Here is a 23,455-nt window from a genome sequence, read left to right as displayed (position 1 = left end):
TACCCTTGTCACATGAGCAGCGGCGACCGGGGACAGGCAGTGGGCGTTAAAGGAACGTACGAGGTACGCACTTACGGGTGCCAGATGAACGTCCACGACTCGGAGCGCCTCTCCGGTCTCCTCGAGGGCGCCGGATACGAACGCGCGCCCGAGGGCTCGGACGGCGACGCCGACGTGGTCGTCTTCAACACGTGCGCCGTGCGGGAGAACGCCGACAACCGTCTGTACGGGAACCTCGGCCGCCTCGCGCCGATGAAGACCAAGCGGCCCGGCATGCAGATCGCCGTCGGCGGCTGCCTGGCCCAGAAGGACCGCGACACCATCGTCAAGAAGGCCCCCTGGGTCGACGTTGTCTTCGGGACGCACAACATCGGCAAGCTGCCGGTCCTCCTGGAGCGGGCCCGCGTCCAGGAAGAGGCGCAGGTCGAGATCGCCGAGTCCCTGGAGGCGTTCCCCTCGACGCTGCCCACGCGCCGCGAGAGCGCGTACGCGGCCTGGGTCTCCATCTCCGTGGGCTGCAACAACACCTGCACGTTCTGCATCGTGCCCGCCCTGCGCGGCAAGGAGAAGGACCGCAGGACCGGCGACATCCTCGCCGAGATCGAGGCGCTCGTCGCCGAGGGCGTCTCCGAGATCACCCTGCTCGGCCAGAACGTGAACGCGTACGGCTCGGACATCGGTGACCGCGAGGCCTTCAGCAAGCTCCTGCGGGCCTGCGGGAAGATCGAGGGCCTGGAGCGCGTGCGCTTCACGTCCCCGCACCCGCGCGACTTCACCGACGACGTGATCGCCGCCATGGCCGAGACCCCGAACGTGATGCCGCAGCTCCACATGCCGCTCCAGTCCGGCTCGGACCCGATCCTGAAGGCGATGCGCCGCTCGTACCGCCAGGACCGCTTCCTCGGCATCATCGAGAAGGTCCGCGCCGCCATGCCCGAGGCCGCAATCACCACCGACATCATCGTCGGCTTCCCCGGGGAGACCGAGGAGGACTTCGAGCAGACGATGCACGTGGTCCGTGAGGCCCGCTTCGCCAACGCCTTCACCTTCCAGTACTCCAAGCGCCCCGGTACGCCCGCGGCGACCATGGAGGGGCAGATTCCCAAGGAGGTCGTGCAGGAGCGCTACATGCGTCTGTCGGCCCTCCAGGAGCAGATCGCCTGGGACGAGAACAAGAAGCAGGTCGGCAGGACCCTCGACCTGATGGTGGCCGAGGGCGAGGGCCGCAAGGACGGCTCCACCCACCGCCTCTCCGGCCGCGCCCCGGACAACCGCCTGGTCCACTTCACCAAGCCGGACACCGAGGTCCGCCCCGGTGACGTCGTGACGGTCGAGGTCACGTACGCGGCGCCGCACCACCTGCTCGCCGAGGGTCCCGTCCTGAACGTGCGCCCCACGCGCGCGGGGGACGCCTGGGAGAAGCGCAACGCCGAAGCGGCCGCCAAGCCCGTGGGCGTGATGCTCGGCCTGCCGAAGGTGGGCGCCCCCGAGCCGCTGCCGGTGGCCTCCGGAAGCGGCTGCGGCTGCGACTGACCCGGTCGAGCGCGTACGACGGTCGAGCGGGGGACTACGGGGGAGGGGCGATGGCGCGCTGGGCGCTGATGATGGAGAACCCGCCGGGGCCGGGAGCGTGGCATCTGTTCGAGCTGATGGCCACGGTGGACGGCACGCGTGAGGAGGCGGTGGAGCGGTTCGCCGAGTTCGTGCGCCTCTACCGCCCCAAGCACCCGCGCTATCCCGTACGGATGCGGCGCTACCGCACGGCCGACGGCTGGATGGTGATCGGCGACGGCTCCTCCGGGGGCTCTTTCCCGTACCGCTTCTCGATCTCCGAGCTGGAGTGGGACTCGGGACCGATCTCCTACTAGCGCGCCGACGGGCGTTACGCTGCGGATCATGCTTGTCGCCGCAGCCGTCTGCCCCTGTCCGCCCCTGCTCGTCCCCGAGGTGGCCGCGGGTGCCGCCCCCGAACTGGACGCCGCACGCGCCGCGTGCACGGACGCCATCGGGGTGCTCGCGGCCGCGCGCGCCGACCGTCTCGTCGTGGTCGGCCCCGCCGGGGAGAACGGGCGTGGCCCGCATCCGCAGGGCGCGCGAGGGTCCTTCCGCGGCTTCGGCGTGGACCTGGACGTACGCCTTGGCACCTGCGACCACGAGGTGACGGAGCGCGTCCTTCCGCCCTCGCTCGCCGTGGCGGCCTGGCTGCTCGACCGCACGGAATGGTCGGCGGCCCCGCTGGAAGGTCTCGGGGTGGGGGAACCTCTGGAGGCCGAGCGGTGTATCCAAGTCGGAAGGGACATCGCGGCGGGTGCCGACCGCGTGGCACTGCTGGTGATGGGCGACGCCAGCGCGTGCCGCACGCTGAAGGCACCGGGGTATCTCGACGAGCGGGCGGTCGGCTTCGACGCGGAGGTCGCCCGTGCGCTGGGAGCCGCGGACGTCGAGGCGCTCAAGGCGCTGGACGAGCAGCTGGCGTATGAACTGAAGGCGGCTGGGCGGGCGCCCTGGCAGGTGCTCGCGGGCGCGGCCGAGGGCGCGGGCCTGAGCGGCGAGCTGCTCTACGAGGATGCCCCGTACGGCGTCGGGTATCTGGTGTCTACCTGGTCGTAACGCCCTGCGCGGTCCACCGGGCGGTCTGGGCGGCCCCCGGAGGCCGACGCACGGCGACGGCCGCGGAGCTGGTGGCGCTCCACGGCCGTCCGCCGGAGTCGTTCAGCGGGTGACCTGTACTCAGTCGGTGCTCCGGCGCCGTGACGCGGTCGGTGAGCCGACGAGTGATGCAGCCGGTGGTTCAGGAAGCCGGAGGAGGCGTCGGAGGGGTGGGCCCGCCACCCGCGCCCTTGCCCTCGTCGGGCTTCCCGGCGAGGCGGTCCACGGCGTCCTTCGCCTTGCCCGTCCCCGTCTGGATCGTGCCGCTGTACTTGCCCTTGGTCTTGGCGTCGACCACCTTGGCGGCCTTGTCGAGACCTTGGTCGATCTTGTCCCCGTGCTGCTGCGCGAGGCCCGCGACCTTGTCCTTCGCCGGGGCGAGCTTGTTCTTCAGGTTCTGCAGGAAGCCCATGGGTCACCTTCCCTCGCCGGGGGAGTCACTTGCGGGCGCCTTCGTCGGCCTCGTCGTTGTCGGCCGCCTTCTCGGCGGACTGCTGCTTCGGGATGTCCACGTTCTCCCCGGCGGCCGCCTCGGCGTCGTCCGGCTTGTCCCCGGCCTTGCCGTCGACATCGGACCCGGACTCGGACTCGGACTCGGTCTTGGCCGCCACCTCTGCCTTCGCCTCGCCCTTTTCGGCGGCCTTCGTCCCGGCCTTGTCATCGGACTTCGCGTCGGCTTCGGCCGTGGCCTTCGACTCGTCCCCGTCGGCGGCTTCGGCCTTGGCTTCTTCCTTGCCGGCCTCGGGCTCGGTGGACTCCCCGGCCGCTTCCGCCCCGGCCGTGAGGGTGCCCGCTGCCGCCTCGGCTGTGGACGCCTCTTCCGTGTCCTTGGACTTCCTACGGAACCGTGCAAAAACGCCCATATCTACTCCATACGGTACTCGTGTGGGCGAAATCCCGCGCCGCCCGGTGCGCCCTGTTGCGCCTCCCGGGTCGCCGATCCTCAAAACCGGCGGCCGGAACCTCGCAACAGGCAACGACCCCGGACGTGTGGCGTCACGTAGCTCGTTCGGGAAGACGCCGCCGGGTTTGCGAGACTGGGGCGGTGAGTAGAGCAGCTCCCGCACCGCGGGTCATCGCCGTCGTCGGGCCGACCGCGGCAGGAAAGTCCGATCTGGGCGTTTTTCTGGCCCAGCGTCTCGGCGGCGAAGTCGTCAACGCCGACTCCATGCAGCTCTACAGAGGGATGGACATCGGAACCGCCAAGCTGACGCTCGAAGAGCGCGACGGAGTGCCGCACCACCTCCTGGACATCTGGGACGTAACGGAGGCCGCGAGCGTCGCCGAGTACCAGAAACTGGCGCGCGCCGAGATCGACCGCCTCCTCGCCGACGGACGCTGGCCGATCCTGGTCGGCGGCTCCGGGCTCTACGTCAGGGGCGCCGTCGACCACCTGGAGTTCCCCGGCACCGACCCCGAGGTCCGGGCCCGCCTGGAGGACGAGCTGGCCCTGCACGGCTCCGGCACGCTCCATGCCCGCCTCGCCGCCGCCGACCCGGGGGCGGGCCAGGCCATCCTCCCCAGCAACGGCCGCCGGATCGTCCGCGCCCTCGAGGTCATCGAGATCACCGGCAAGCCCTTCACCGCCAACCTCCCCGGCCACGACTCCGTCTACGACACCGTTCAGATCGGCGTCGACGTGGGCCGCCCCGAACTCGACGAACGCATCGCCACGCGCGTGGACCGCATGTGGGAGGCGGGTCTCGTCGACGAGGTGCGGACCCTGGAGGCCATGGGCCTGCGTGAAGGGCGTACGGCGTCACGTGCGCTCGGGTACCAGCAGGTGCTCGCGGCGCTCGCGGGGGAGTGCACCGACGACGAGGCGCGCGCGGAGACCGTGCGCGCGACCAAGCGTTTCGCGCGCCGTCAGGACTCGTGGTTCCGCCGCGACCCCCGGGTGCACTGGCTCAGTGGTGCCATGGCCGACCGAGGGGAACTCCCAGGACGGGCAATGGCGTTGGTCGAACGAGCGGTCACAGCCTGATCACGTGATGGCATCGGGACGCTCCGGCGGTCATCCCGGCCCCTGGCGCCGTGCCATCATCGACCATCGATCGACCAGTGGAGTCCGAAGTGGGAGGGCGGATGGCGATGGAGGCCGGCCCTCGCGACACCGCGCATGACGGCGGCGAGCTGACCCCGGACGGTCCCGATGAGGTGCCGGGCGGCGTGACCGACGACGGTCCGGTCGCGGACGCCATGACCGCGGCGGAAGTCGAGGTCGAACTGCGGCCGCAGCGCCGACTGCGCATCTGGCAGCTCGCGCCGATCGTCGTCCTCGCCGCCGCCGGATCGCTGATGTTCGCCTTCCCGCTGGCCTTCGAGTTCGGGGACGGCGGCGCCGTCGTCGCCATGCTCGGCCTCCTGATCAGCAGCTGTGCCGCGGGGTGGGGCATGATGGCCGCCCGCCGCGTGGGGCACACCTGGCCGGGTCTGCCGGAGCGCGGTTCCGGACGCCGCCCGGACTGGCGGATCGTCTCCGCGTACGCCCTGGTCTTCCTCGCCGTCGCCGTCCTCGCCGTGTGGCGGGTCGCGCGCCTTCGCTGACCGCGTCGCGCCAGGTCAGCGCCCTGACGGGCACCTTGACGACGGACTGTCCTCGCCACCCCGTACGATCGAGGAATGAGCACGCGGATCGCCTTCCTCAAGGGGCACGGGACCGAGAACGACTTCGTGATCATCCCGGACCCCGACAACGCCGTCGCGCTGTCCCCGGCCGCCGTCGCCGCCCTGTGCGACCGCCGCGCGGGCATCGGGGGCGACGGTCTGCTGCACGTCGTGCGTTCCGCGGCGCACCCCGAGGCGCGCCACCTGGCCGCCGAGGCCGAGTGGTTCATGGACTACCGCAACGGCGACGGCTCGATCGCCGAGATGTGCGGCAACGGCGTACGCGTCTTCGCCCGCTATCTGCGGCACGCCGGACTGGTCGGCGAGGGCGATCTGGCCGTCGCGACCCGGGGCGGCGTGAAGACCGTGCACATCGCCAAGGCCGCGGCCGGCGGGGACATCACCGTGGGCATGGGCAAGGCAGCCTTCCCCGAAGGGGACGTCACCGTCTCCGTGGCCGAACGCCACTGGCCCGCGCGCAACGTGAACATGGGCAACCCGCACGCGGTCGCCTTCGTCGACGACCTGGCCCACGCGGGCAACCTGTACGACGCGCCACCATTCAGCCCCGCGTCGGCGTACCCGGAGGGCGTGAACGTCGAGTTCGTCGTCGACCGCGGTCCGCGTCACGTCGCCATGCGGGTGCACGAGCGCGGCGCGGGCGAGACCCGCTCGTGCGGCACGGGCGCGTGCGCCGTGGCCGTCGCGGTGGCGCGCAGGGACGGGGCCGACCCCGTGACGACCGGTTCGCCGGTCACGTACACCGTCGATCTGCCCGGTGGGAGCCTGGTGATCACCGAGCGGCCCGACGGCGAGATCGAGATGACGGGCCCCGCGGTGATCGTCGCCGAAGGCGTGATCGACGCGGAATGGCTCGAAACTGTAAACCCGTGAACTGTCGCTCGAATGGGTGATCCGTTTCACGCTCGGCGAGAGGCGGTCAGCGGCGCGTGATGGGCTCGGTAGCATCAAGCACCGGCCCGGACGGAGCACGCCGTCGTCCGCTCACCGCCGGTCGGAGCAGCCGGAGGTGCCCATGAGTGCGGAGGCCACAAACCCTGCGATGTCTGGCCCCGTGACGCCCGGAGCCCAGCGCAGGCGCGGTCGTCCACGGCTTGACCTGCGAAGGCTCGGCCGGGCAGCCCTCCTGGGGCCCGCCACGCGGGACCGGTTGCCGGACGCGATCGGCCATGTGGCGGAAGCCCACCGCGCCCACTACCCGGACGCGGATCTGGAGCCCCTGCGGCGCGCGTGGGTCCTCGCGGAGTCCTCCCACCGCGGCCAGATGCGCAAGAGCGGTGAGCCGTACATCACACATCCGCTCGCGGTGACCCTGATCCTCGCCCAACTCGGTGCCGAGACCACCACCTTGACCGCGTCCCTGCTCCACGACACCGTCGAGGACACGGACGTGACGCTCGATCAGGTGCGCACGGAGTTCGGCGACGACGTCTGCTATCTGGTCGACGGCGTCACGAAGCTCGAAAAGGTCGACTACGGAGCGGCCGCGGAGCCCGAGACCTTCCGCAAGATGCTCGTGGCCACCGGCAACGACGTACGCGTCATGTCGATCAAGCTGGCCGACCGCCTGCACAACATGCGCACGCTCGGCGTCATGCGCCCCGAGAAACAGGCACGGATCGCCAAGGTGACCCGGGACGTGCTCATCCCGCTCGCCGAACGCCTCGGCGTACAGGCGCTCAAGACCGAGCTGGAGGACCTCGTGTTCGCGATCCTCCACCCGGAGGAGTACGCCGAGGTCGAGAGGCTGATCGCGGCCAACGCGGCCGACGGCGGTGACCCTCTGGAAGGGACGGCGGACGACGTCCGCGCGGTGCTGCGCGAGGCGGGCATCGCGGCCGAGGTCCTCATCAGGCCGCGGCACTACGTCTCGGTCCACCGGGTGCACCGCAAACGCGGCGAGATGCGCGCGGCCGACTTCGGACGGCTCCTGGTCCTGGTGAACGAGGACGCGGACTGCTACGGAGTGCTCGGCGAGCTGCACACGTGCTTCACGCCGGTGGTCTCGGAGTTCAAGGACTTCATCGCCGTACCGAAGTTCAACCTCTACCAATCGCTGCACACGGCCGTGGCCCGCCCGGACGGAGAGGTCGCCGAAGTCCTCATCCGTACGCACCAGATGCACAAGGTCGCCGAAGCAGGCGTCGTCGCGCTGCGCAATCCGTACGCCCCTCCTTCGGAGGAGCAGTCCGACGCCGCCGCCGAGGCCCCTTCCGAGGACGCCGAGGAGGGCGAGCGCGCCGACCCGACCAGGCCCGGCTGGCTCTCCCGCCTGCTCGACTGGCAGGAAGCGGCCCCCGACCCCGACACGTTCTGGTCCACCCTCCGCGAGGACCTCGCCCAGGACCGCGAGATCGCCGTCTTCCGCCCCGACGGCGGCACCCTCGGACTGCCCGCGGGCGCGAGCTGCGTGGACGCCGCCTACGCCCAGTACGGCGAGGACGCCCACGCCTGCATCGGCGCACGCGTCAACGGACGCCTCGCGACGCTGAGCACGGTTTTGCGGGACGGTGACACGGTCCAGCTGCTCATGGGGCAGGACGCGGCGTCAGGGCCCTCCCGCGAGTGGCTCGACCACGCGCGCACGCCCGGCGCGCGGATCGCCATCCGGCGCTGGCTCACCACCCACCCCACGCCCGCGGCGCCCGCCCCGGCCCCCGAGAAGACGGCCCCGCCGCCGCAGGCCGCCGACTTCCCCCGTCCCGCGGCGGCGAACGCCGTGGTGGACAGGGAAGGCGCGACCGTACGCCTCGCCGGCTGCTGTACGCCGGTGCCGCCCGACGAGGTGACCGCCTTCGCCGTACGCGGCGGGGTCGTCACCGTGCACCGCGTCGAGTGTCCGGCCGTCGCGCGCATGAAGGAAGTGGGGCGTGCGGAGGTCGGCGTGCGCTGGGGAGACAGCGCGGAGTGCCGGGTCACCTTGATCGCCGAATCGTTCGGGCGGGCGCATCTGCTGGCCGACCTCACCGAAGCCATCGCCCTCGAAGGCGTCGAAGTCATGTCGGCGACGGTCGAGCCGCCGAGCCAGCAGCGCGTGCGCCATACGTACACGCTGCAACTGCCGGACGCGGCGCACCTTCCGGGGCTGATGCGCGCGATGCGTGCGGTGCCCGGGGTGTACGACGTCAGTCGCGCCCAGCACCCGGCGGCAGCGACTTCCTAGGAGTCGATGTGGGCGCCGGCGTCGCATCGGCCGCCTACGGGCGACCCGTTCGAGTGGCATGACGCGCGCCGACACCGGTGGGGAAGGCTCGCGCTGATAGCGGTAGTTCATGCTGCTCACCCCCCAGGCCAAGGCCTCGCGGCCGAGGACTCTCCGCATCGCGACCGCGCTCCTGGCCGCGGCCACCTCCGCCACCCTTCTCGCCGCGAGCGCGCCGTCACCGGCCACACCGCTCGGCATCGGCGACCGCCTCTTCCCGCACCTGGGCAATCCCGGGTACGACGTCCTGGCGTACGACATCGCCTTCACCTACCGCGGCGACAACAAGAAGCCGCTCGACGCCGTCACGGTGATCGACGCCCGTGTGAGCGCACCGCTCGAGCGCGTCAACCTCGACTTCGCCCACGGCAAGGTCCGCTCCGCCGAGGTCAACGGCGCCCCTGCCCGTTTCGAGACCACCGGCGAGGACCTGGTCGTCACGCCGGCACGGCCGCTGCACCAGGGCGAGCGGATGCGGGTCACGGTCCGGCACACCAGCGACCCCGCGCCCACGAAGAACCAGGACGGTGGCTGGGTGCCCACCGCCGACGGGCTCGCCATGGCCAATCAGGCCGACGCCGGGCACCGCGTGTTTCCCTGCAACGACCACCCCGCCGACAAGGCACACTTCACGTTCCGTGTGACCACCCCGAAGGGGCTCACCGCCGTCGCCAACGGCCTGCCCGTCGCCACCGCGCACCTGGGGTCCACCACGACCCGGGTCTTCCGCACCCACCACCCCATGGCGACGGAACTGGCGCAGGTGTCCATCGGCCGCTCCACCGTGGTCCACCGCTCCGGGCCGCACGGCCTCCTCGTACGCGATGTGGTGCCCACCAAGGACCGCAAGGCGATGGAGCGCTGGCTGAAGAAGACGCCGGACCAGATCAGCTGGATGGAGGAGAAGGTCGGCCGCTACCCCTTCGAGGCGTACGGCGTGCTGATGGCACAGGCACGGACCGGCTTCGAACTCGAGACGCAGACCCTCTCCCTCTTCGAGAGCGACCTGTTCAAGCGGCCCGAGTACCCCGAGTGGTACGTCGACTCGATCATGGTGCACGAGCTGGCGCACCAGTGGTTCGGCGACAGCGTGAGCCCGCGGTCCTGGTCCGATCTCTGGCTCAACGAAGGGCACGCCACCTGGTACGAGGCCCTCTTCGCCGAGGAGAAGTCGAAGAAGCCACTCCAGAAGCGCATGCGTGAGGCCTACCGGCAGTCGGACAGCTGGCGCGCGGCGGGCGGACCGCCCGCCGCGCCGAAGGGTCCCGCGCCGGGCCAGAAGATCAGCATCTTCCGGCCGGTGGTGTACGACGGCAGCGCGCTGGTGCTCTACGCGCTGCGGCAGGAGATCGGGCAGGACGACTTCGACCGTCTGGAGCGCGATTTCGTGCGCACCTACCGGGACGGCAACGCCACGACAGCGGACTTCGTGCAGCTCGCCTCGTCGACCGCGGGCCGCGATCTGAGCGGCTTCTTCGACGCCTGGCTGTACGGCGCGAAGACGCCGCCGATGCCGGGCCACCCGGACTGGCGTAAGGCGGCTCCGGCAGGGAAATAACCCGGGTGACGAGACGGGCCGTTCCGTGCAACCATCTTCAGGTCGGCGCCGCTGCGGCTCCGGGAAAACCCTTCGGGGGGATCTCAGGGCCCGTACCGGCCGGCCCGGGGAATCTCGGGGCGGCCCCGAGCGTTGACCCCTATGAAGAATCCCATCGACGTAAGGATCCAATGACCTCCTCTTCTTCCCCTTCCCAGGACGCGCAGAGCCTCGCGCAGAACTACCCCGAAGGTCTTCGGGCCGATGCCCTGATGGAAGAGGACGTCGCCTGGAGCCACGAGATCGACGGAGAGCGGGACGGCGAACAGTTCGACCGCTCCGAGCGCGCGGCTCTTCGCCGCGTCGCCGGCCTCTCCACCGAGCTCGAGGACGTCACCGAGGTCGAGTACCGCCAGCTCCGTCTGGAGCGAGTGGTGCTCGTCGGAGTGTGGACCTCGGGCACAGTGCAGGACGCGGAGAACTCGGTCGCCGAGCTGGCCGCACTCGCCGAGACGGCGGGCGCGCTCGTGCTCGACGGAGTCATCCAGCGCCGCGACAAGCCCGACCCGGCGACGTACATCGGATCCGGCAAGGCCCAGGAGCTGCGCGACATCGTCCTCGAGACCGGGGCCGACACCGTCGTGTGTGACGGTGAGCTGAGCCCTGGCCAGCTGATTCACCTGGAAGACGTCGTCAAGGTCAAGGTGGTCGACAGGACCGCCCTGATCCTCGACATCTTCGCCCAGCACGCCAAGTCCCGAGAGGGCAAGGCGCAGGTCGCCCTTGCCCAGATGCAGTACATGCTCCCGCGCCTCCGTGGCTGGGGTCAGTCGCTCTCCCGTCAGATGGGCGGCGGCGGATCCAGCGGTGGCGGTGGCATGGCGACCCGTGGTCCCGGTGAGACCAAGATCGAGACGGACCGCCGTCGGATCCGCGAGAAGATGGCGAAGATGCGCCGGGAGATCGCGGACATGAAGACGGGCCGCGAGATCAAGCGCCAGGAGCGCAAGCGCAACAAGGTGCCCTCGGTCGCGATCGCCGGTTACACGAACGCGGGCAAGTCCTCCCTGCTCAACCGCCTCACGGGCGCGGGCGTCCTGGTGGAGAACTCCCTGTTCGCCACCCTCGACCCGACCGTGCGCCGGGCCGAGACGCCGAGCGGCCGGATCTACACCCTGGCCGACACCGTCGGGTTCGTACGGCATCTGCCGCACCACCTCGTCGAGGCGTTCCGCTCCACGATGGAGGAGGTCGGCGAGTCCGACCTGATCCTGCACGTGGTGGACGGTTCGCACCCGGTGCCGGAGGAGCAGCTGGCCGCAGTGCGCGAGGTGATCCGTGACGTGGGCGCGACGGACGTGCCCGAGATCGTGATCGTCAACAAGGCGGACGCGGCCGACCCGCTGGTCCTCCAGCGGCTCCTGCGCAACGAGAAGCACGCGATCGCGGTCTCCGCGCGCACGGGTGCGGGCATCGAAGAGCTGCTCACGCTGATCGACACCGAACTGCCCCGGCCCGAGGTCGAGATCGAGGCCCTCGTGCCGTACACGCAGGGTCAGCTCATCTCGCGGGCGCACGCCGAGGGCGAGGTGCTCTCCGAGGAGCACACCGCCGACGGCACGCTGCTCAAGGCGCGGGTGCACGAGGAACTGGCGGCGGATCTCACGCCGTACGTGCCGGTCGCGGGCTGAACGCAGGCCCGTAAAGGCGCCGTTCACGCGGTACGCATGACGAAGGCCCGCCCCCTGCCGTAGGGGGCGGGCCTTCGCCGTGTCAGATGCGAGGTGCGGGGAGCGTCCCCCGCCGCGCGGCTACTTGGAGCCGTACTTCTCGCTCATCATGTCGTAGACCTGCTCGGCGCCCTTGCCGAGCTGCGGCCCGGCAAGCCAGGTGTTCTCGGCCGGGCCGATCGAGGTGTTCGAGACCAGCTGCGTCTTGCCCCCCACCATCCGGAACCAGCCGCCACCGGACGAACCGCCGGTCATCGTGCAGCCGATGCGGTACATCGTCGGCTGGGCGGAGGTCAGCGAGAGGCGGCCCGGCTTGTCGATGCACTTGTGCATGATCTGGCCGTCGTACGGGGGAGCGGCGGGGTAACCCCAGGCGCCCATCGAGCTCACGCTCTGCGTCGACGGCACGGAGAAGTCCACCGCGAGCGCGTTGCCGACCGTCTCCTCGAGGGACTTCGAGCCCTGCTCCGGCTTCACGTGCATCACGGCGTAGTCGTACGGCGCGCCGGCGCCGCCCGAGGAGGCGCCCTGGTCGATCCACTCGGCGGAGGTCGAGACCCAGTCGGCCCAGTACTGGCCGTAGGGGGCGACTTCCTGCGGGGCCGCGTTGCTCAGCTCGGCCTCGGACTTGCCGAGGTCGTTGTAGGCCGGCACGAAGGTGATGTTGCGGTACCAGCCACCGGCGGAACCGGCGTGCACGCAGTGGCCCGCGGTCCACACGAGGTTGGACTTGCCCGGGTTGCGCGGGTCCTTCACGACCGTGCCGGAGCAGACCATCGAGCCCTCGGGGGAGTCGAAGAAGATCTTTCCGACCGGGGCGGCGTTCTTGTGGTACGGCGTCTTCTCGCGCTTGGCCTGGACCGGCGCCGGCTCGGGGTCGGTCGCGCCCTGGTCGGAAGGCGCGTCCTTCGCGGCGATCGTCTTGTTCGGGTCCTTGGCCTTCCTCATCCGCTCGGGCTTCCAGAGGCCCTCGATGACGGGATTGACGAAGTCCTTGGACTCGCGGAGCCAGTCGTCCTTGTCCCAGTTCTTCCAGGCGCCGTCCTTCCACTTGTCCGGGTCGATGCCGTGGTCCTTCAGCTTGTCGGCGATGTCGCCGGGCAGCTTGGCATCGGAGCCCGTGTCGGTGTCGGAACCCTTGTCGGCGCCCTGCGCGGTGTCGGAACCGGCCTTGTCGCCGGCCTTGTTGTCGCTGGGACCGCAGGCCGTGGCGGTGAGTGCCAGAGTCGCGGCGAGCCCGGTCGCGGCGAGCGCGAGACGTCGCCCTCGACTGCGCGCGAAGGGCGCACGTATGGAACGCATGCTGTGGTAACCCCCGAATTGAACGCGTGATTGCTGCAATTGCCATGTACTTGTCATGTGTGGGACGAGGGTGCTCCGAGAGCCCCTGGCCGACGCGACACCTCACTATGCCTGTGCGATTGAGGACGAATGACGGCGGGGTCGTGAAGGTTTGCGGCGACCCCGCCGTCGTACATCAAGCGCCCTTACGGCCTGGCCGGCACGCGCTGGCCATGACGTGCCGGCCACTACGTGGGTGTTACTTGTCGGCGTACTTCTTGCTCACCGAGTCGTAGATGCCCTTGGCGCCCTCGCCGAGCCGCGGACCTGCCAGCCAGCCGGCCGTCACCGGGCCGATGGAGGTGTTGGACACCAGGGCGGGCTTGCCGTCCGAGCCCTTGGCGACCCAGCCGCCGCCGGACGAACCGCCGGTCATCGTGCAGCCGATGCGGTACATCGTGGGGTCGGGCTTGCTGATCGAGAGCCTGCCCGGCTTGTCGGCGCACTGGAACGCCTTCTGGCCGTCGAACGGCGGAGCCGCCGGGTAGCCGGTCGCCGTCATGTCGGCGATCTGCGGCACGGCCGGGGCGTTGAAGTCCACCGGGAGCGCCGAACCGACCTGCTCCTCGAGCGACTGGCCCTCGCTGCCCTTCTCGGGCGTGACGTGGATCACCGCGTAGTCGTACGGCGCGCCCGTGCCGCCCGTCGGGCCACCCTTCTCGATCCACTGGTCGGAGGTCTGGGCCCAGTCACCCCACCAGACGCCGTGCGGAGCCACCTCTTCCTTGGGGGCGTTCTCCAGCTCGGCGGCCGACTTGCCGCTGTTGTTGTACGCGGGCACGAAGGCGATGTTGCGGTACCAGCCGCCCTTGGCGCCGGCGTGCACGCAGTGACCCGCGGTCCACACCATGTTGGACTTGCCCGGGTGCGCCGGGTCCTCGACGACGGTGGCCGAGCAGACCATCGAGCCTTCGGGGCCGTCGAAGAACAGCTTCCCCGAGGCCGGAGCGCTGGCGTCGTACGGCGTCTTCAGGGCCGCCGCCTCCACCGGCTCGGGCGTCGGGTCGGTCACGCCCTGGTCGCCGGAGATGTCGTTGTCGTCGACACCGCGGTCGGGGTTCTTGTCCGCGTCCCGCATGCGGTCCGAGTCCCACAGACCCTCGATGATCGGGTTGACGTAGTCACCGGCCTCGCGGAGCCAGTCGTCCTTGTCCCAGTTCTTCCAGGCCCCGTCCCGCCACTTGTCCAGGTCGATGCCGTGCTCCTTGAGCCGGTCCTGGATGTCCTGCGGGATCTTGACCTTGCCGTCGTCGTTGCCGCCGTCGGCGGGCTGGGAGGCGGCGGGATCGTCGCCCGCGTTGTCCTCGCTCGGGCCACAGGCCGTCGCGGTCAGAACGAGTGCCGCGCCGATGGCGACAGCGGCCGCCACAGGGGAGGTCCTGCCGCGCGCACCCTTCCCACGACGAGCGGTATTGAGCGGGCGTATGGGTCGCATAGTAGAGATTCCCCCTGGGCTTCGAGATCGTTCACATGCCGGACACCGCGTGCGGAACGGGGCGTTGAACACCGTGATCGCGTGGCACCGCGCACCCCTGCCGCGGATGAACGGCACCCCACACTATGCCGGTGCCGTAGGGGACAGCCGACGGAACGGCAACGGTTCCGTCACGGCAAGGATCTTCCGATTACCCGTGTTCCTCCGCAGTCCCCGTCGTTGGTACGTACGGGGGAGTGGCTGCCTGTGTTCATCTCCCCTGCCAACTCGTCGGCGCGCTGGCCCAGTTGCGTGGGAAGCGCCCATTCCCAGCGGGAGGACCAACAGTCGTGGCCGTGACCGAGCCGGCGCCCGCGGCGGTTTCCGCGGAACCCTCCGTTTCCGTCGCTCCCGTGGGGCACTCCGCAGTGCACGAGGGAATTTTGCGACGCCAGGCGGCGCGCGAGTCGGCCGCGCGCACCTATGCGCGCGCCCTGCCGATCGTGCCGGTACGGGCGCGCGGCCTGACGATCGAGGGCGCCGACGGACAGCGCTACCTCGACTGCCTCTCGGGCGCGGGGACCCTGGCCCTCGGGCACAACCATCCGGTCGTGCTCGAAGCGATCAGAAAGGTCCTCGACTCGGGGGCGCCGCTGCACGTCCTCGACCTGGCGACGCCGGTCAAGGACGCCTTCACCACCGAGCTGTTCCACACGCTGCCCCGCGGACTCGCCGACCGCGCGCGGATCCAATTCTGCGGTCCCGCCGGCACGGACGCCGTGGAAGCCGCGCTCAAACTCGTGCGGACGGCGACCGGGCGGGACGGAATGCTCGCGTTCACCGGCGCCTACCACGGCATGACGGCAGGAGCGCTCTCCGCCTCCGGCGGCGCACCGGACGTACGCGTGGCACGCCTGCCCTACCCGCAGGACTACCGCTGCCCGTTCGGCATCGGCGGTGCGGACGGCGCCGAGATCGCGGCCCGCTGGACCGAGAACCTCCTCGACGACACCAAGTCGGGCGTGCCCCGACCGGCCGGGATGATCCTCGAACCGGTGCAGGGCGAGGGCGGCGTGAACCCCGCCCCCGACGGCTGGATGCGCCGGATGCGCGAGATCACCGCCGCACGCTCCATCCCGCTCATCGCGGACGAGGTCCAGACCGGCGTCGGGCGCACCGGCACCTTCTGGGCCGTCGAGCACAGCGGTGTGGTCCCGGACGTGATGGTGCTGTCCAAGGCCATCGGCGGCAGCCTGCCACTGGCCGTCGTGATCTACCGCGACGACCTCGACGTCTGGCAACCGGGCGCCCACGCGGGGACCTTCCGCGGCAACCAGCTCGCCATGGCTGCGGGCGCGGCCACCCTCGCGTACGTCCGTGAGAACGGCCTGGCGGAACGCGCCGGAGTCCTGGGCACCCGCATGCTCACCCAGCTGCGGTCGCTCGCCACCGAACACCCCTGTATCGGCGACGTACGAGGCCGAGGCCTGATGATCGGCGTCGAACTCGTGGCCCCCGCTGCTGCGCCTGGTGTGGAACCGACCGCTCCTGGTGGGCACCCGGCGGCTCCGAGTGGCGCCGGCGACCCGAACGGTGTCCTGAGCCGCGCCCAGCGGCCGCTTCCCCCGGCGCCCGAACTCGCCGCCGCGGTGCAACGCGAATGCCTGCGCCGCGGCCTCATCGTAGAGCTGGGCGGACGGCACTCCAGCGTCGTACGCCTCCTTCCTCCTCTCACCATCACCGACGAGCAGGCGGCCGCGATCCTCGACCGCCTCTCCGACGCGATCTCCGCGGCGGCGCGTCCGCACCACGGATAGCCACACCGGACCCGGGCCGTCCCGCGGACGGCCAAGAGACAACAGCACAGCTCCAGCCCGTCGCCCCGGAGCCCGAACGACTTCACAAGGAAGCTCTCTTGAACGCCACCCCCGCATCCGACGGTCCACCCCACCCCCACGTGCCAGGCGCGTGCGGCAAGCAATCCTCGCTGGTGGCGGAGCCCGGTACGGTCCCCAGGCAGCAGGGAGGCCTGCAGACCGAGCAGCTGCGAGGCGCGACCGCCGATCTCCTGGAGCACCCCGATCCGCACACCGCCGCGCAGGTGGCGGCCATCGAGAACCTCCTGCGCTGCTGGGTGCGCGAGAACGACTTCCCCGCCCCCGAGCACGGCGTCCTGCGTATCCCTCTCAAGGCCAGCGGCACCGCCCTCCTCGTCCCCGTGTACTACTGGTCGGCCACCGGATGGCACCGCTTCGGCCTCCCCTATCTGGAGGACGGCCCCCAGAGCGCACCCCCGGCCGACGCCGTCACCGTGGCCGCCTTGTTGGGGCGTGAGACGGGGCAGCGCGGTGGGGCCCTGGACCCGGAGGGTGAGCCGGTTCCGGGGGGTGAGCCACTTCCGGAGGGTGCGGCCGGCCCGGATGGTGAGCCCGGTGACTCCGGCAGCGACGTGGGCGCAGGCCGCGCCGGCAGCGGCGCGGACGACGGTGAGCGGGTCGAGGGCGGGGACCTCGTCGGCCGCGTCGCCGACTCGGTGCGGCGCACCGCCACCTTCATCGCCGACCGCCGGAACAACCCCGGCGACGAGCCCGATCTCTTCCTCGCCGCAGAACAGTCCCTGCTCCTCGGCCACCCCCTTCATCCCACCCCGAAGAGCCGCGAGGGGCTCTCCGACACCGAATCCCGGCTCTACTCGCCGGAGTTGCGCGGCGCCTTCGCGCTGCACTGGCTCGCCGTCGACCCGTCGGTGCTCGCCGCGGACTCGGCCTGGACCGAGCGTGGCCGCACCCTCCCGGCCGAGCAGCTCACCGCCCGCCTCGCCGGCCCTGACCTGCCGCTGCCAGAAGGCCACGCCGCCCTGCCCCTGCACCCGTGGCAGATGCGCGAGCTCAGGCACCGCCCCACGACCGCCGCTCTCCTGGAAGCCGGCCTCCTCCAGGACCTCGGCCCGCACGGCGCACCGTGGTATCCCACCTCCTCCGTGCGCACCCTCTACCGCTCGGGCGCCCCGGCCATGCTGAAGCTCTCGCTCGGCCTGCGCATCACCAACTCCCGTCGTGAGAATCTCCGCAAGGAACTCCATCGAGGCGTCGAGGTCCACCGACTGCTGCGCAGCGGCCTCGCCGAGCGGTGGCAGGCGGTCCACCCGGGCTTCGACGTGATCCGCGACCCGGCCTGGCTCGCCGTGACCGGCCCCGACGGCGCGCCCGTGACCGGGCTCGACGTGATGATTCGGCACAACCCCTTCGGCCCCGGCGACGACGCCACCTGCATCGCGGGACTCGTCTCGCCCAGGCCGTCACCGCACTCCACGGGGCACGACCGTCCCCCGATGCGCTCCCGGCTCGGCGAGATCGTCACCCGCCTCGCCGGACGCACGGGCCGCCCCCGGGGAGCCGTCGCCACCGAGTGGTTCCTGCGCTACCTGCAGAACGTCGTGCGCCCCGTGCTCTGGCTGGACAGCGAGGCAGGCGTCGCCCTGGAAGCACACCAGCAGAACACCCTGCTGCTGCTCGACTCCGACGGCTGGCCCGTGGGCGGTCGCTACCGCGACAACCAGGGTTACTACTACCGCGAGTCCCACCGCGCCGAACTCGACCGCAGGCTCCCCGGCATCGGTGAGCACAGCGACACCTTCGTCTCCGACGAGGTGGCGGACGAGCGCTTCGCCTACTACCTCGGCATCAACAACGTCCTCGGCCTCATCGGTGCTCTTGGCGCCCAACGCCTCGCCGACGAGCGGCTGTTGCTCGCCGCTTTCCGCCGCTTCCTTGGCGACACCGTCTCCGGCCCGGCCGCGCTGAGTACGCCGCTGCCTGCCCTGCTGCTCGACTCACCTGTCCTGCGGTGCAAGGCCAACCTGCTGACCCGCCTTCGCGGTCTCGACGAGCTCGTGGGCCCCGTCGACACCCAGTCCGTCTACGTCTCCATCGCCAACCCCCTTCATTCCTGAGGAACATGACCCGCCTTTTCTGAGAGGAGCGACGCCGTGCCTCCGCCTCCCCCCGATGCGAGCACCGACGCCGGTACCGAATCCGTCGCCGAACCCGCCACCGAGTCCTGTGCAGCCGACAGGGCAGACGTCCAGGACACCTTGGACCTGCGCCTCCCGGACGAACTCATCGCGCTGTTCGGCGCGAGCGGTGCGAGCGGCCCGGGTGACGCGGGCGGCGCGGCCGAAGCGCCGGGTGCGTACGCCGGACACATCGAGGCCGACGCGCGCACGGCTGTCCGTGGTCCGGCCCCGACAGCCACCTCGTCAGCCGACGACCTGCTCGACAACGTCGCCGACTGGGGCCCCGCGACCACCTCAGCCGGTGTCTTCCACCTCGTGCCCGTGCATGTCGAACGCGATCTCCCCCTCATCAGCCGGTGGATGAACGACCCCGCCGTGGCGGCGTTCTGGGAACTGGCCGGCCCTGATTCCGTCACGGAGGCGCATTTGCGCGACCAGATCGACGGCGACGGTCGCAGCGTCCCCTGTCTCGGTGTCCTTGACGGCACGCCGATGAGCTACTGGGAGGTCTACCGCGCGGACCTCGACGCCTTGGCCCGGCACTACCCGGCCCGCCCGCACGACACCGGTCTTCACCTCCTCATCGGCGGTGTCGCCGACCGCGGCCGAGGAATCGGCACCGCTCTGCTGAGAGCCGTCGCCGACCTCGTGCTCGACCACCGCGCCTCCTGCGCACGCGTCATCGCAGAACCCGACCTTCGCAACACCCCCTCCGTCTCCGCATTCCTGAGCGCCGGTTTCCGCTACGCCGCCGAAGTGGATCTCCCCGACAAGCGGGCGGCGCTCATGGTCCGTGACCGGGCCCTGCGCGCAGTGCTCTGAACCGCTCACTCTTGGTACACCGCTCGACCTGATCCGGTTCCCTCCCTGAGGAGTCCCCGTGCCGAATCCGTCCGTCCCCCCGACATCCCGAGAGCCGTTCGCTCTCTATGACCCGCCCGAGCTGACCGCGGACAGGTGGGCGACGGCCGGGCGCCGCCTCCTCGCCAAGATGGTCGGTGAGTTCGCCTACGAGGAGATCATCGAGCCGGTCCCCGCGGGGCCGCGGAACCCCGACCCCGCACCGCCGGGCGCCCCGGACAGCTACAGCCTCCGGCTCGACGGCGACGACGGCCGCGGCCACCACGCATCCGCCGCAGGCAAACCCGGCGATCCCCCGCACCAAACAGCACCCCACCTCCACTTCCGCGCCCGCCGAGGCTCGTACGGCAGTTGGCACGTCGACCCATCCAGCCTCGCCCTGGCCGAGGGCGACGAAGCACCGCTCCCCTTCAGCGACCCCCTCCGCTTCCTCACCCGGGCCCGCCGCACCCTGGGAATCGACGGCGCCACGCTCGGCCACCTCATCCGCGAGCTGACCGTCACCCTCACCGCCGACGCCCGGCTCGACCAGAGCGCCCTCACCGCGGCGCAGCTCGCCGACCTCGGCTACGCCGAACTCGAAGGGCATCAGACCGGACACCCCTGGCTCGTCCTGAACAAGGGCCGCATCGGCTTCTCCGCCAGTGACGCCGCCCGCTGGGCGCCCGAGGCGCGCCTCACCGCACAGCTCCCCTGGATCGCGGTCCATGCCGACCTCGCCGCCTACCGAGGCGTCGCGGGCCTGGACACGGCGGAGGAGCTCTACGCACGCGAACTCGCGCCCGCCACGCGGGAGTTCTTCGCGGACGCTCTCACGGCGCGCGGTCTCGACCCGCACGCCTATCTCTACCTGCCGGTGCATCCGTGGCAGTGGGACGACGTCGTACTGACCCTCTTCGCCCCCTCCGTGGCCGAAAACGCGATCGTGCCGCTGCCCACCGACGGGGATCTGCGGCTGCCCCAGCAATCGATCCGTACGTTCCTGAATCTGTCCCGTCCCGACCGGCACACCGTGAAGTTGCCGCTGTCGGTCCTGAACACCCTGGTATGGCGCGGGCTCCCGACCGAGCGCACTCTCGCCGCCCCCGCCGTCACCGCGTGGATGCACGCCCTGCGGGACGCCGACCCCTTCCTGCGTGACGAATGCCGGGTGATCCTGCTGGGTGAGGTCGCTTCGGTGACCGTCGAGCATCCTTTGTACGACGGCCTTCCCGAGGTCCCCTACCAATACAAGGAACTGCTCGGGGCGATCTGGCGCGAACCGATCACCCGGTACCTCGCCCCCGGAGAGCGCGCTCGCACGCTCGCCTCCTTGTTGCACACCGATCCGGACGGCAGAGCCTTCGTCGCCGAGCTCGTCGAGCGCTCCGGGCTCGCCCCCGAGGTCTGGCTGCGCCACCTCTTCGGTGCTCTGCTTCCTCCGTTGCTGCAATTCCTCTACCGGTACGGCACCGTGTTCTCCCCTCACGGGGAGAACGCCATCGTCGTCTTCGACGACAAGGACGTCCCCGTCCGGCTCGCGGTCAAGGACTTCGTGGACGACATAAATGTCAGCGCCGAGGCTCTTCCGGAACACGCGTCGATGCCGGACGACGTGCGCGAGGTCCTGCTCACCGAACGCCCCGACTTCCTCACGCAGTTCATCCATGCAGGGCTCTTCGTGGGTGTCTTCCGCTACCTCGCCCCGCTCTGCCACGAACAGCTGGGCATCCCGGAAGCGGAATTCTGGTCCCTCGTCCGCGCCGAGATCCTCCGCCATCAGGCGCGGGCCCCCCAGCTCAAGGAACGGTACGAGATGTTCGACCTGCTCACGCCCCGCATCGAGCGCCTGTGTCTCAACCGCAACCGCCTGCACCTCGACGGGTACCGCGATCGGCCCGAGCGACCACACGCCGCTGTGCACGGGAGCGTCCCGAACCCTCTGCATCAGCCTTGATCGAGGGATTGTCAGTGGAGACCCGTAGGGTGGTCGCGCTATGACAAAGCCCTCCCTTCCCGAGCTCCTGCACGCCGCCGTCACCGCCGTCGGCGGCACAGAGCGCCCTGGCCAGGTGACGATGGCCGAGACCGTCGCCGAGGCGATCGACGACGGTTCCCATCTGCTGATCCAGGCCGGCACCGGCACGGGCAAGTCCCTCGGCTACCTGGTGCCCGCGCTCGCGCACGGTGAGCGTGTGGTGGTCGCGACGGCCACCCTCGCGCTGCAGCGCCAGCTCGTGGAGCGTGATCTGCCGCGGACGGTGGACGCCTTGCATCCGCTGCTGCGCCGCCGCCCCCAGTTCGCCATGCTCAAGGGCCGCTCGAACTACCTGTGTCTGCACCGCCTCCATGAAGGCGTGCCGCAGGAAGAGGAGGACGGGCCGGGCCTCTTCGACCAGTTCGAGGCCGCCGCTCCCACCAGCAAGCTCGGCCAGGACCTGCTGCGGATGCGCGACTGGGCGGACGAGACCGAGACCGGCGACCGGGACGACCTGACTCCCGGGGTCTCCGACCGTGCCTGGTCCCAGGTCTCGGTCTCCTCCAGGGAATGCCTGGGCGCCACGAAGTGCGCGTACGGAGCGGAATGCTTCGCCGAGGCGGCGCGGGAGCGGGCCAAGCTCGCCGAGGTCGTCGTCACCAACCACGCGCTCCTCGCGATCGACGCCATCGAGGGCGCCCCCGTCCTTCCCCAGCACGAAGTGCTGATCGTGGACGAGGCGCACGAACTGGTCTCCCGGGTGACCGGTGTCGCCACCGGCGAGCTCACCCCCGGCCAGGTCAACCGAGCCGTGCGCCGAGCCGCCAAGCTCGTCAACGAAAAGGCGGCAGATCAGCTCCAGACCGCCTCCGAGGGCTTCGAGCGGGTGATGGAGCTGGCGCTCCCCGGCCGCCTCGAGGAGGTCCCGGAGGACCTCGGGTACGCGTTGATGGCCCTGCGCGACGCCGCCCGTACGGTCATCTCGGCCCTTGGCTCCACCCGCGACAAATCGGTCCAGGACGAGGACGCCGTACGCAAACAGGCGCTCGCCTCCGTGGAGACGATCCACGACGTGGCGGAGCGCATCACGAACGGCTCCGAGTGGGATGTCGTCTGGTACGAACGGCACGACCGATTCGGGGCCTCGCTGCGGGTGGCCCCCATGTCCGTGTCGGGCCTGCTCCGCGAGAAGCTCTTCAGCGATCGCTCGGTCGTCCTCACATCCGCCACCCTCAAGCTCGGCGGCGACTTCAACGGCGTGGGTGCTTCCCTGGGGCTCGCCCCCGAGGGCATCGAGTCCGAGGACGCCCCGGCCTGGAAGGGCCTGGACGTCGGTTCGCCCTTCGACTACCGCAAGCAGGGCATCCTGTACGTCGCCCAGCACCTGGCCCGGCCGGGCCGTGAAGGCACGCGCAGCGACATGATCGACGAGCTGGCCGACCTGATCGAGGCGGCAGGCGGCCGTACGCTCGGCCTGTTCTCCTCCATGCGCGCCGCTCAGACGGCCGCCGAGGAGCTCCGCGGCCGTCTCGACATGCCCATCCTGCTGCAGGGCGAGGAGACGCTGGGCGAGCTGATCAAGAACTTCGCGGCGGACACGCGGACCTGCCTGTTCGGGACGCTTTCCTTGTGGCAGGGCGTCGATGTGCCGGGCGCCAGCTGCCAGCTGGTGGTCATGGACAAGATCCCCTTCCCGCGCCCCGACGACCCCCTGATGAGCGCTCGCCAGAAGGCGGTGGACGACGGCGGTGGCAACGGCTTCATGGCCATCGCCGCGACCCACGCGGCGCTCCTGATGGCGCAGGGCGCGGGCCGGCTGGTGCGGGCCTCCGCGGACCGTGGAGTGGTCGCCGTCCTGGACCCCCGGCTCGCGACCGCGCGCTACGGCAGCTATCTGAGGGCTTCGCTCCCCGATTTCTGGTACACGACGGACCGCAACCAGGCCCGCCGCTCCCTGGCCGCGATCGACGCGGCGGCCAAGGCGGACCCCAAGCCGAACCCCAAGCCTGACCCCAAGACCAATCCTCAGACGGACGACGAGGACGAGGCTGCCGAGGCATAGGAAAGGGGCCGGCGCCCGGGTCCGGTGAGACGGCCGCGGACGCAGCAGGGCCCCGGAAC

At 70.8% G+C, this 23,455-nt stretch carries 18 protein-coding genes; 14 read left to right on the top strand and 4 right to left on the bottom strand.

Going from position 1 to position 23,455, the window contains the following annotated elements; genetic code table 11:
• Window positions 1-12: 12 nt before the first annotated feature.
• From miaB to AB0M70_RS13705, 3 genes are read left to right on the top strand one after another with little or no spacing between them, the layout of a single operon-like run.
• Window positions 13-1,533, top strand: a complete 1,521-nt coding sequence (gene miaB / locus AB0M70_RS13715; RefSeq protein WP_365819702.1) for a tRNA (N6-isopentenyl adenosine(37)-C2)-methylthiotransferase MiaB — start codon at window positions 13-15, stop codon at window positions 1,531-1,533.
• Between the two features lie 50 nt (window positions 1,534-1,583).
• On the top strand, window positions 1,584-1,868 hold the full coding sequence (locus AB0M70_RS13710) for a hypothetical protein (RefSeq protein WP_365819700.1): 285 nt from the start codon (window positions 1,584-1,586) through the stop codon (window positions 1,866-1,868).
• A 28-nt stretch (window positions 1,869-1,896) separates the two neighbouring features.
• Complete coding sequence (locus AB0M70_RS13705) at window positions 1,897-2,610, top strand: class III extradiol dioxygenase subunit B-like domain-containing protein (RefSeq protein WP_365819698.1); 714 nt, start codon at window positions 1,897-1,899, stop codon at window positions 2,608-2,610.
• Between the two features lie 181 nt (window positions 2,611-2,791).
• On the opposite strand, the gene AB0M70_RS13700 is transcribed toward AB0M70_RS13705, so the two are convergent.
• Window positions 2,792-3,061 (bottom strand): antitoxin, encoded by a 270-nt coding sequence (locus AB0M70_RS13700; RefSeq protein ID WP_365819696.1) that lies wholly within the window; start codon window positions 3,059-3,061, stop codon window positions 2,792-2,794.
• 25 nt (window positions 3,062-3,086) lie between these two features.
• Window positions 3,087-3,512, bottom strand: coding sequence for a hypothetical protein (locus tag AB0M70_RS13695; RefSeq protein WP_365819694.1), 426 nt, complete (start codon window positions 3,510-3,512; stop codon window positions 3,087-3,089).
• Between the two features lie 182 nt (window positions 3,513-3,694).
• Between AB0M70_RS13695 and miaA the strand changes: the two genes are divergently transcribed.
• From miaA to hflX, 6 genes are all read left to right on the top strand, one after another.
• Window positions 3,695-4,633, top strand: coding sequence for a tRNA (adenosine(37)-N6)-dimethylallyltransferase MiaA (gene miaA, locus AB0M70_RS13690; protein WP_365819692.1), 939 nt, complete (start codon window positions 3,695-3,697; stop codon window positions 4,631-4,633).
• Between the two features lie 101 nt (window positions 4,634-4,734).
• Window positions 4,735-5,196 (top strand): hypothetical protein, encoded by a 462-nt coding sequence (locus AB0M70_RS13685; RefSeq protein ID WP_365819690.1) that lies wholly within the window; start codon window positions 4,735-4,737, stop codon window positions 5,194-5,196.
• 75 nt (window positions 5,197-5,271) lie between these two features.
• Window positions 5,272-6,150, top strand: a complete 879-nt coding sequence (gene dapF / locus AB0M70_RS13680) for a diaminopimelate epimerase (RefSeq protein ID WP_365819688.1) — start codon at window positions 5,272-5,274, stop codon at window positions 6,148-6,150.
• Between the two features lie 142 nt (window positions 6,151-6,292).
• Window positions 6,293-8,440: an HD domain-containing protein gene (locus tag AB0M70_RS13675; RefSeq protein ID WP_365819686.1), complete on the top strand. Its 2,148-nt coding sequence runs from the start codon at window positions 6,293-6,295 to the stop codon at window positions 8,438-8,440.
• Window positions 8,441-8,549: 109 nt separating this feature from the next.
• Complete coding sequence (locus AB0M70_RS13670; RefSeq protein ID WP_365819684.1) at window positions 8,550-10,037, top strand: M1 family metallopeptidase; 1,488 nt, start codon at window positions 8,550-8,552, stop codon at window positions 10,035-10,037.
• A gap of 170 nt (window positions 10,038-10,207) precedes the next feature.
• The gene (gene hflX / locus AB0M70_RS13665) at window positions 10,208-11,707 is read left to right on the top strand and encodes a GTPase HflX (protein WP_365819682.1); all 1,500 of its coding nucleotides are present in this window, start codon (window positions 10,208-10,210) and stop codon (window positions 11,705-11,707) included.
• A 120-nt stretch (window positions 11,708-11,827) separates the two neighbouring features.
• On the opposite strand, the gene AB0M70_RS13660 is transcribed toward hflX, so the two are convergent.
• Together AB0M70_RS13660 and AB0M70_RS13655 are read right to left on the bottom strand one after the other, a co-directional pair.
• Window positions 11,828-13,048: a hypothetical protein gene (locus AB0M70_RS13660; protein ID WP_365819680.1), complete on the bottom strand. Its 1,221-nt coding sequence runs from the start codon at window positions 13,046-13,048 to the stop codon at window positions 11,828-11,830.
• 238 nt (window positions 13,049-13,286) lie between these two features.
• Entirely contained in the window at window positions 13,287-14,522 is a 1,236-nt protein-coding gene (locus AB0M70_RS13655) for a hypothetical protein (RefSeq protein ID WP_365819678.1), read from the bottom strand.
• Between the two features lie 392 nt (window positions 14,523-14,914).
• On the opposite strand from AB0M70_RS13655, the gene AB0M70_RS13650 reads away from it, so the two are divergent.
• The 5 genes from AB0M70_RS13650 (at window position 14,915) to AB0M70_RS13630 (ending at window position 23,396) form a co-directional block, all read left to right on the top strand.
• Window positions 14,915-16,318, top strand: a complete 1,404-nt coding sequence (locus tag AB0M70_RS13650; protein WP_365819676.1) for a diaminobutyrate--2-oxoglutarate transaminase family protein — start codon at window positions 14,915-14,917, stop codon at window positions 16,316-16,318.
• A gap of 212 nt (window positions 16,319-16,530) precedes the next feature.
• Window positions 16,531-18,453: an IucA/IucC family protein gene (locus AB0M70_RS13645; RefSeq protein WP_365819833.1), complete on the top strand. Its 1,923-nt coding sequence runs from the start codon at window positions 16,531-16,533 to the stop codon at window positions 18,451-18,453.
• 36 nt (window positions 18,454-18,489) lie between these two features.
• Window positions 18,490-19,338: a GNAT family N-acetyltransferase gene (locus tag AB0M70_RS13640; protein WP_365819674.1), complete on the top strand. Its 849-nt coding sequence runs from the start codon at window positions 18,490-18,492 to the stop codon at window positions 19,336-19,338.
• A 58-nt stretch (window positions 19,339-19,396) separates the two neighbouring features.
• Window positions 19,397-21,313, top strand: coding sequence for an IucA/IucC family siderophore biosynthesis protein (locus AB0M70_RS13635; RefSeq protein ID WP_365819672.1), 1,917 nt, complete (start codon window positions 19,397-19,399; stop codon window positions 21,311-21,313).
• A 40-nt stretch (window positions 21,314-21,353) separates the two neighbouring features.
• Entirely contained in the window at window positions 21,354-23,396 is a 2,043-nt protein-coding gene (locus AB0M70_RS13630; RefSeq protein WP_365819670.1) for an ATP-dependent DNA helicase, read from the top strand.
• The last annotated feature ends 59 nt before the right edge of the window (window positions 23,397-23,455 follow it).

Source organism: Streptomyces sp. NPDC051214 (assembly GCF_040682375.1).
GTDB lineage: Bacteria > Actinomycetota > Actinomycetes > Streptomycetales > Streptomycetaceae > Streptomyces.
The sequence above is the reverse complement of the archived record's forward strand: the minus strand, read 5'-3'. Positions and strand labels throughout refer to the sequence as shown.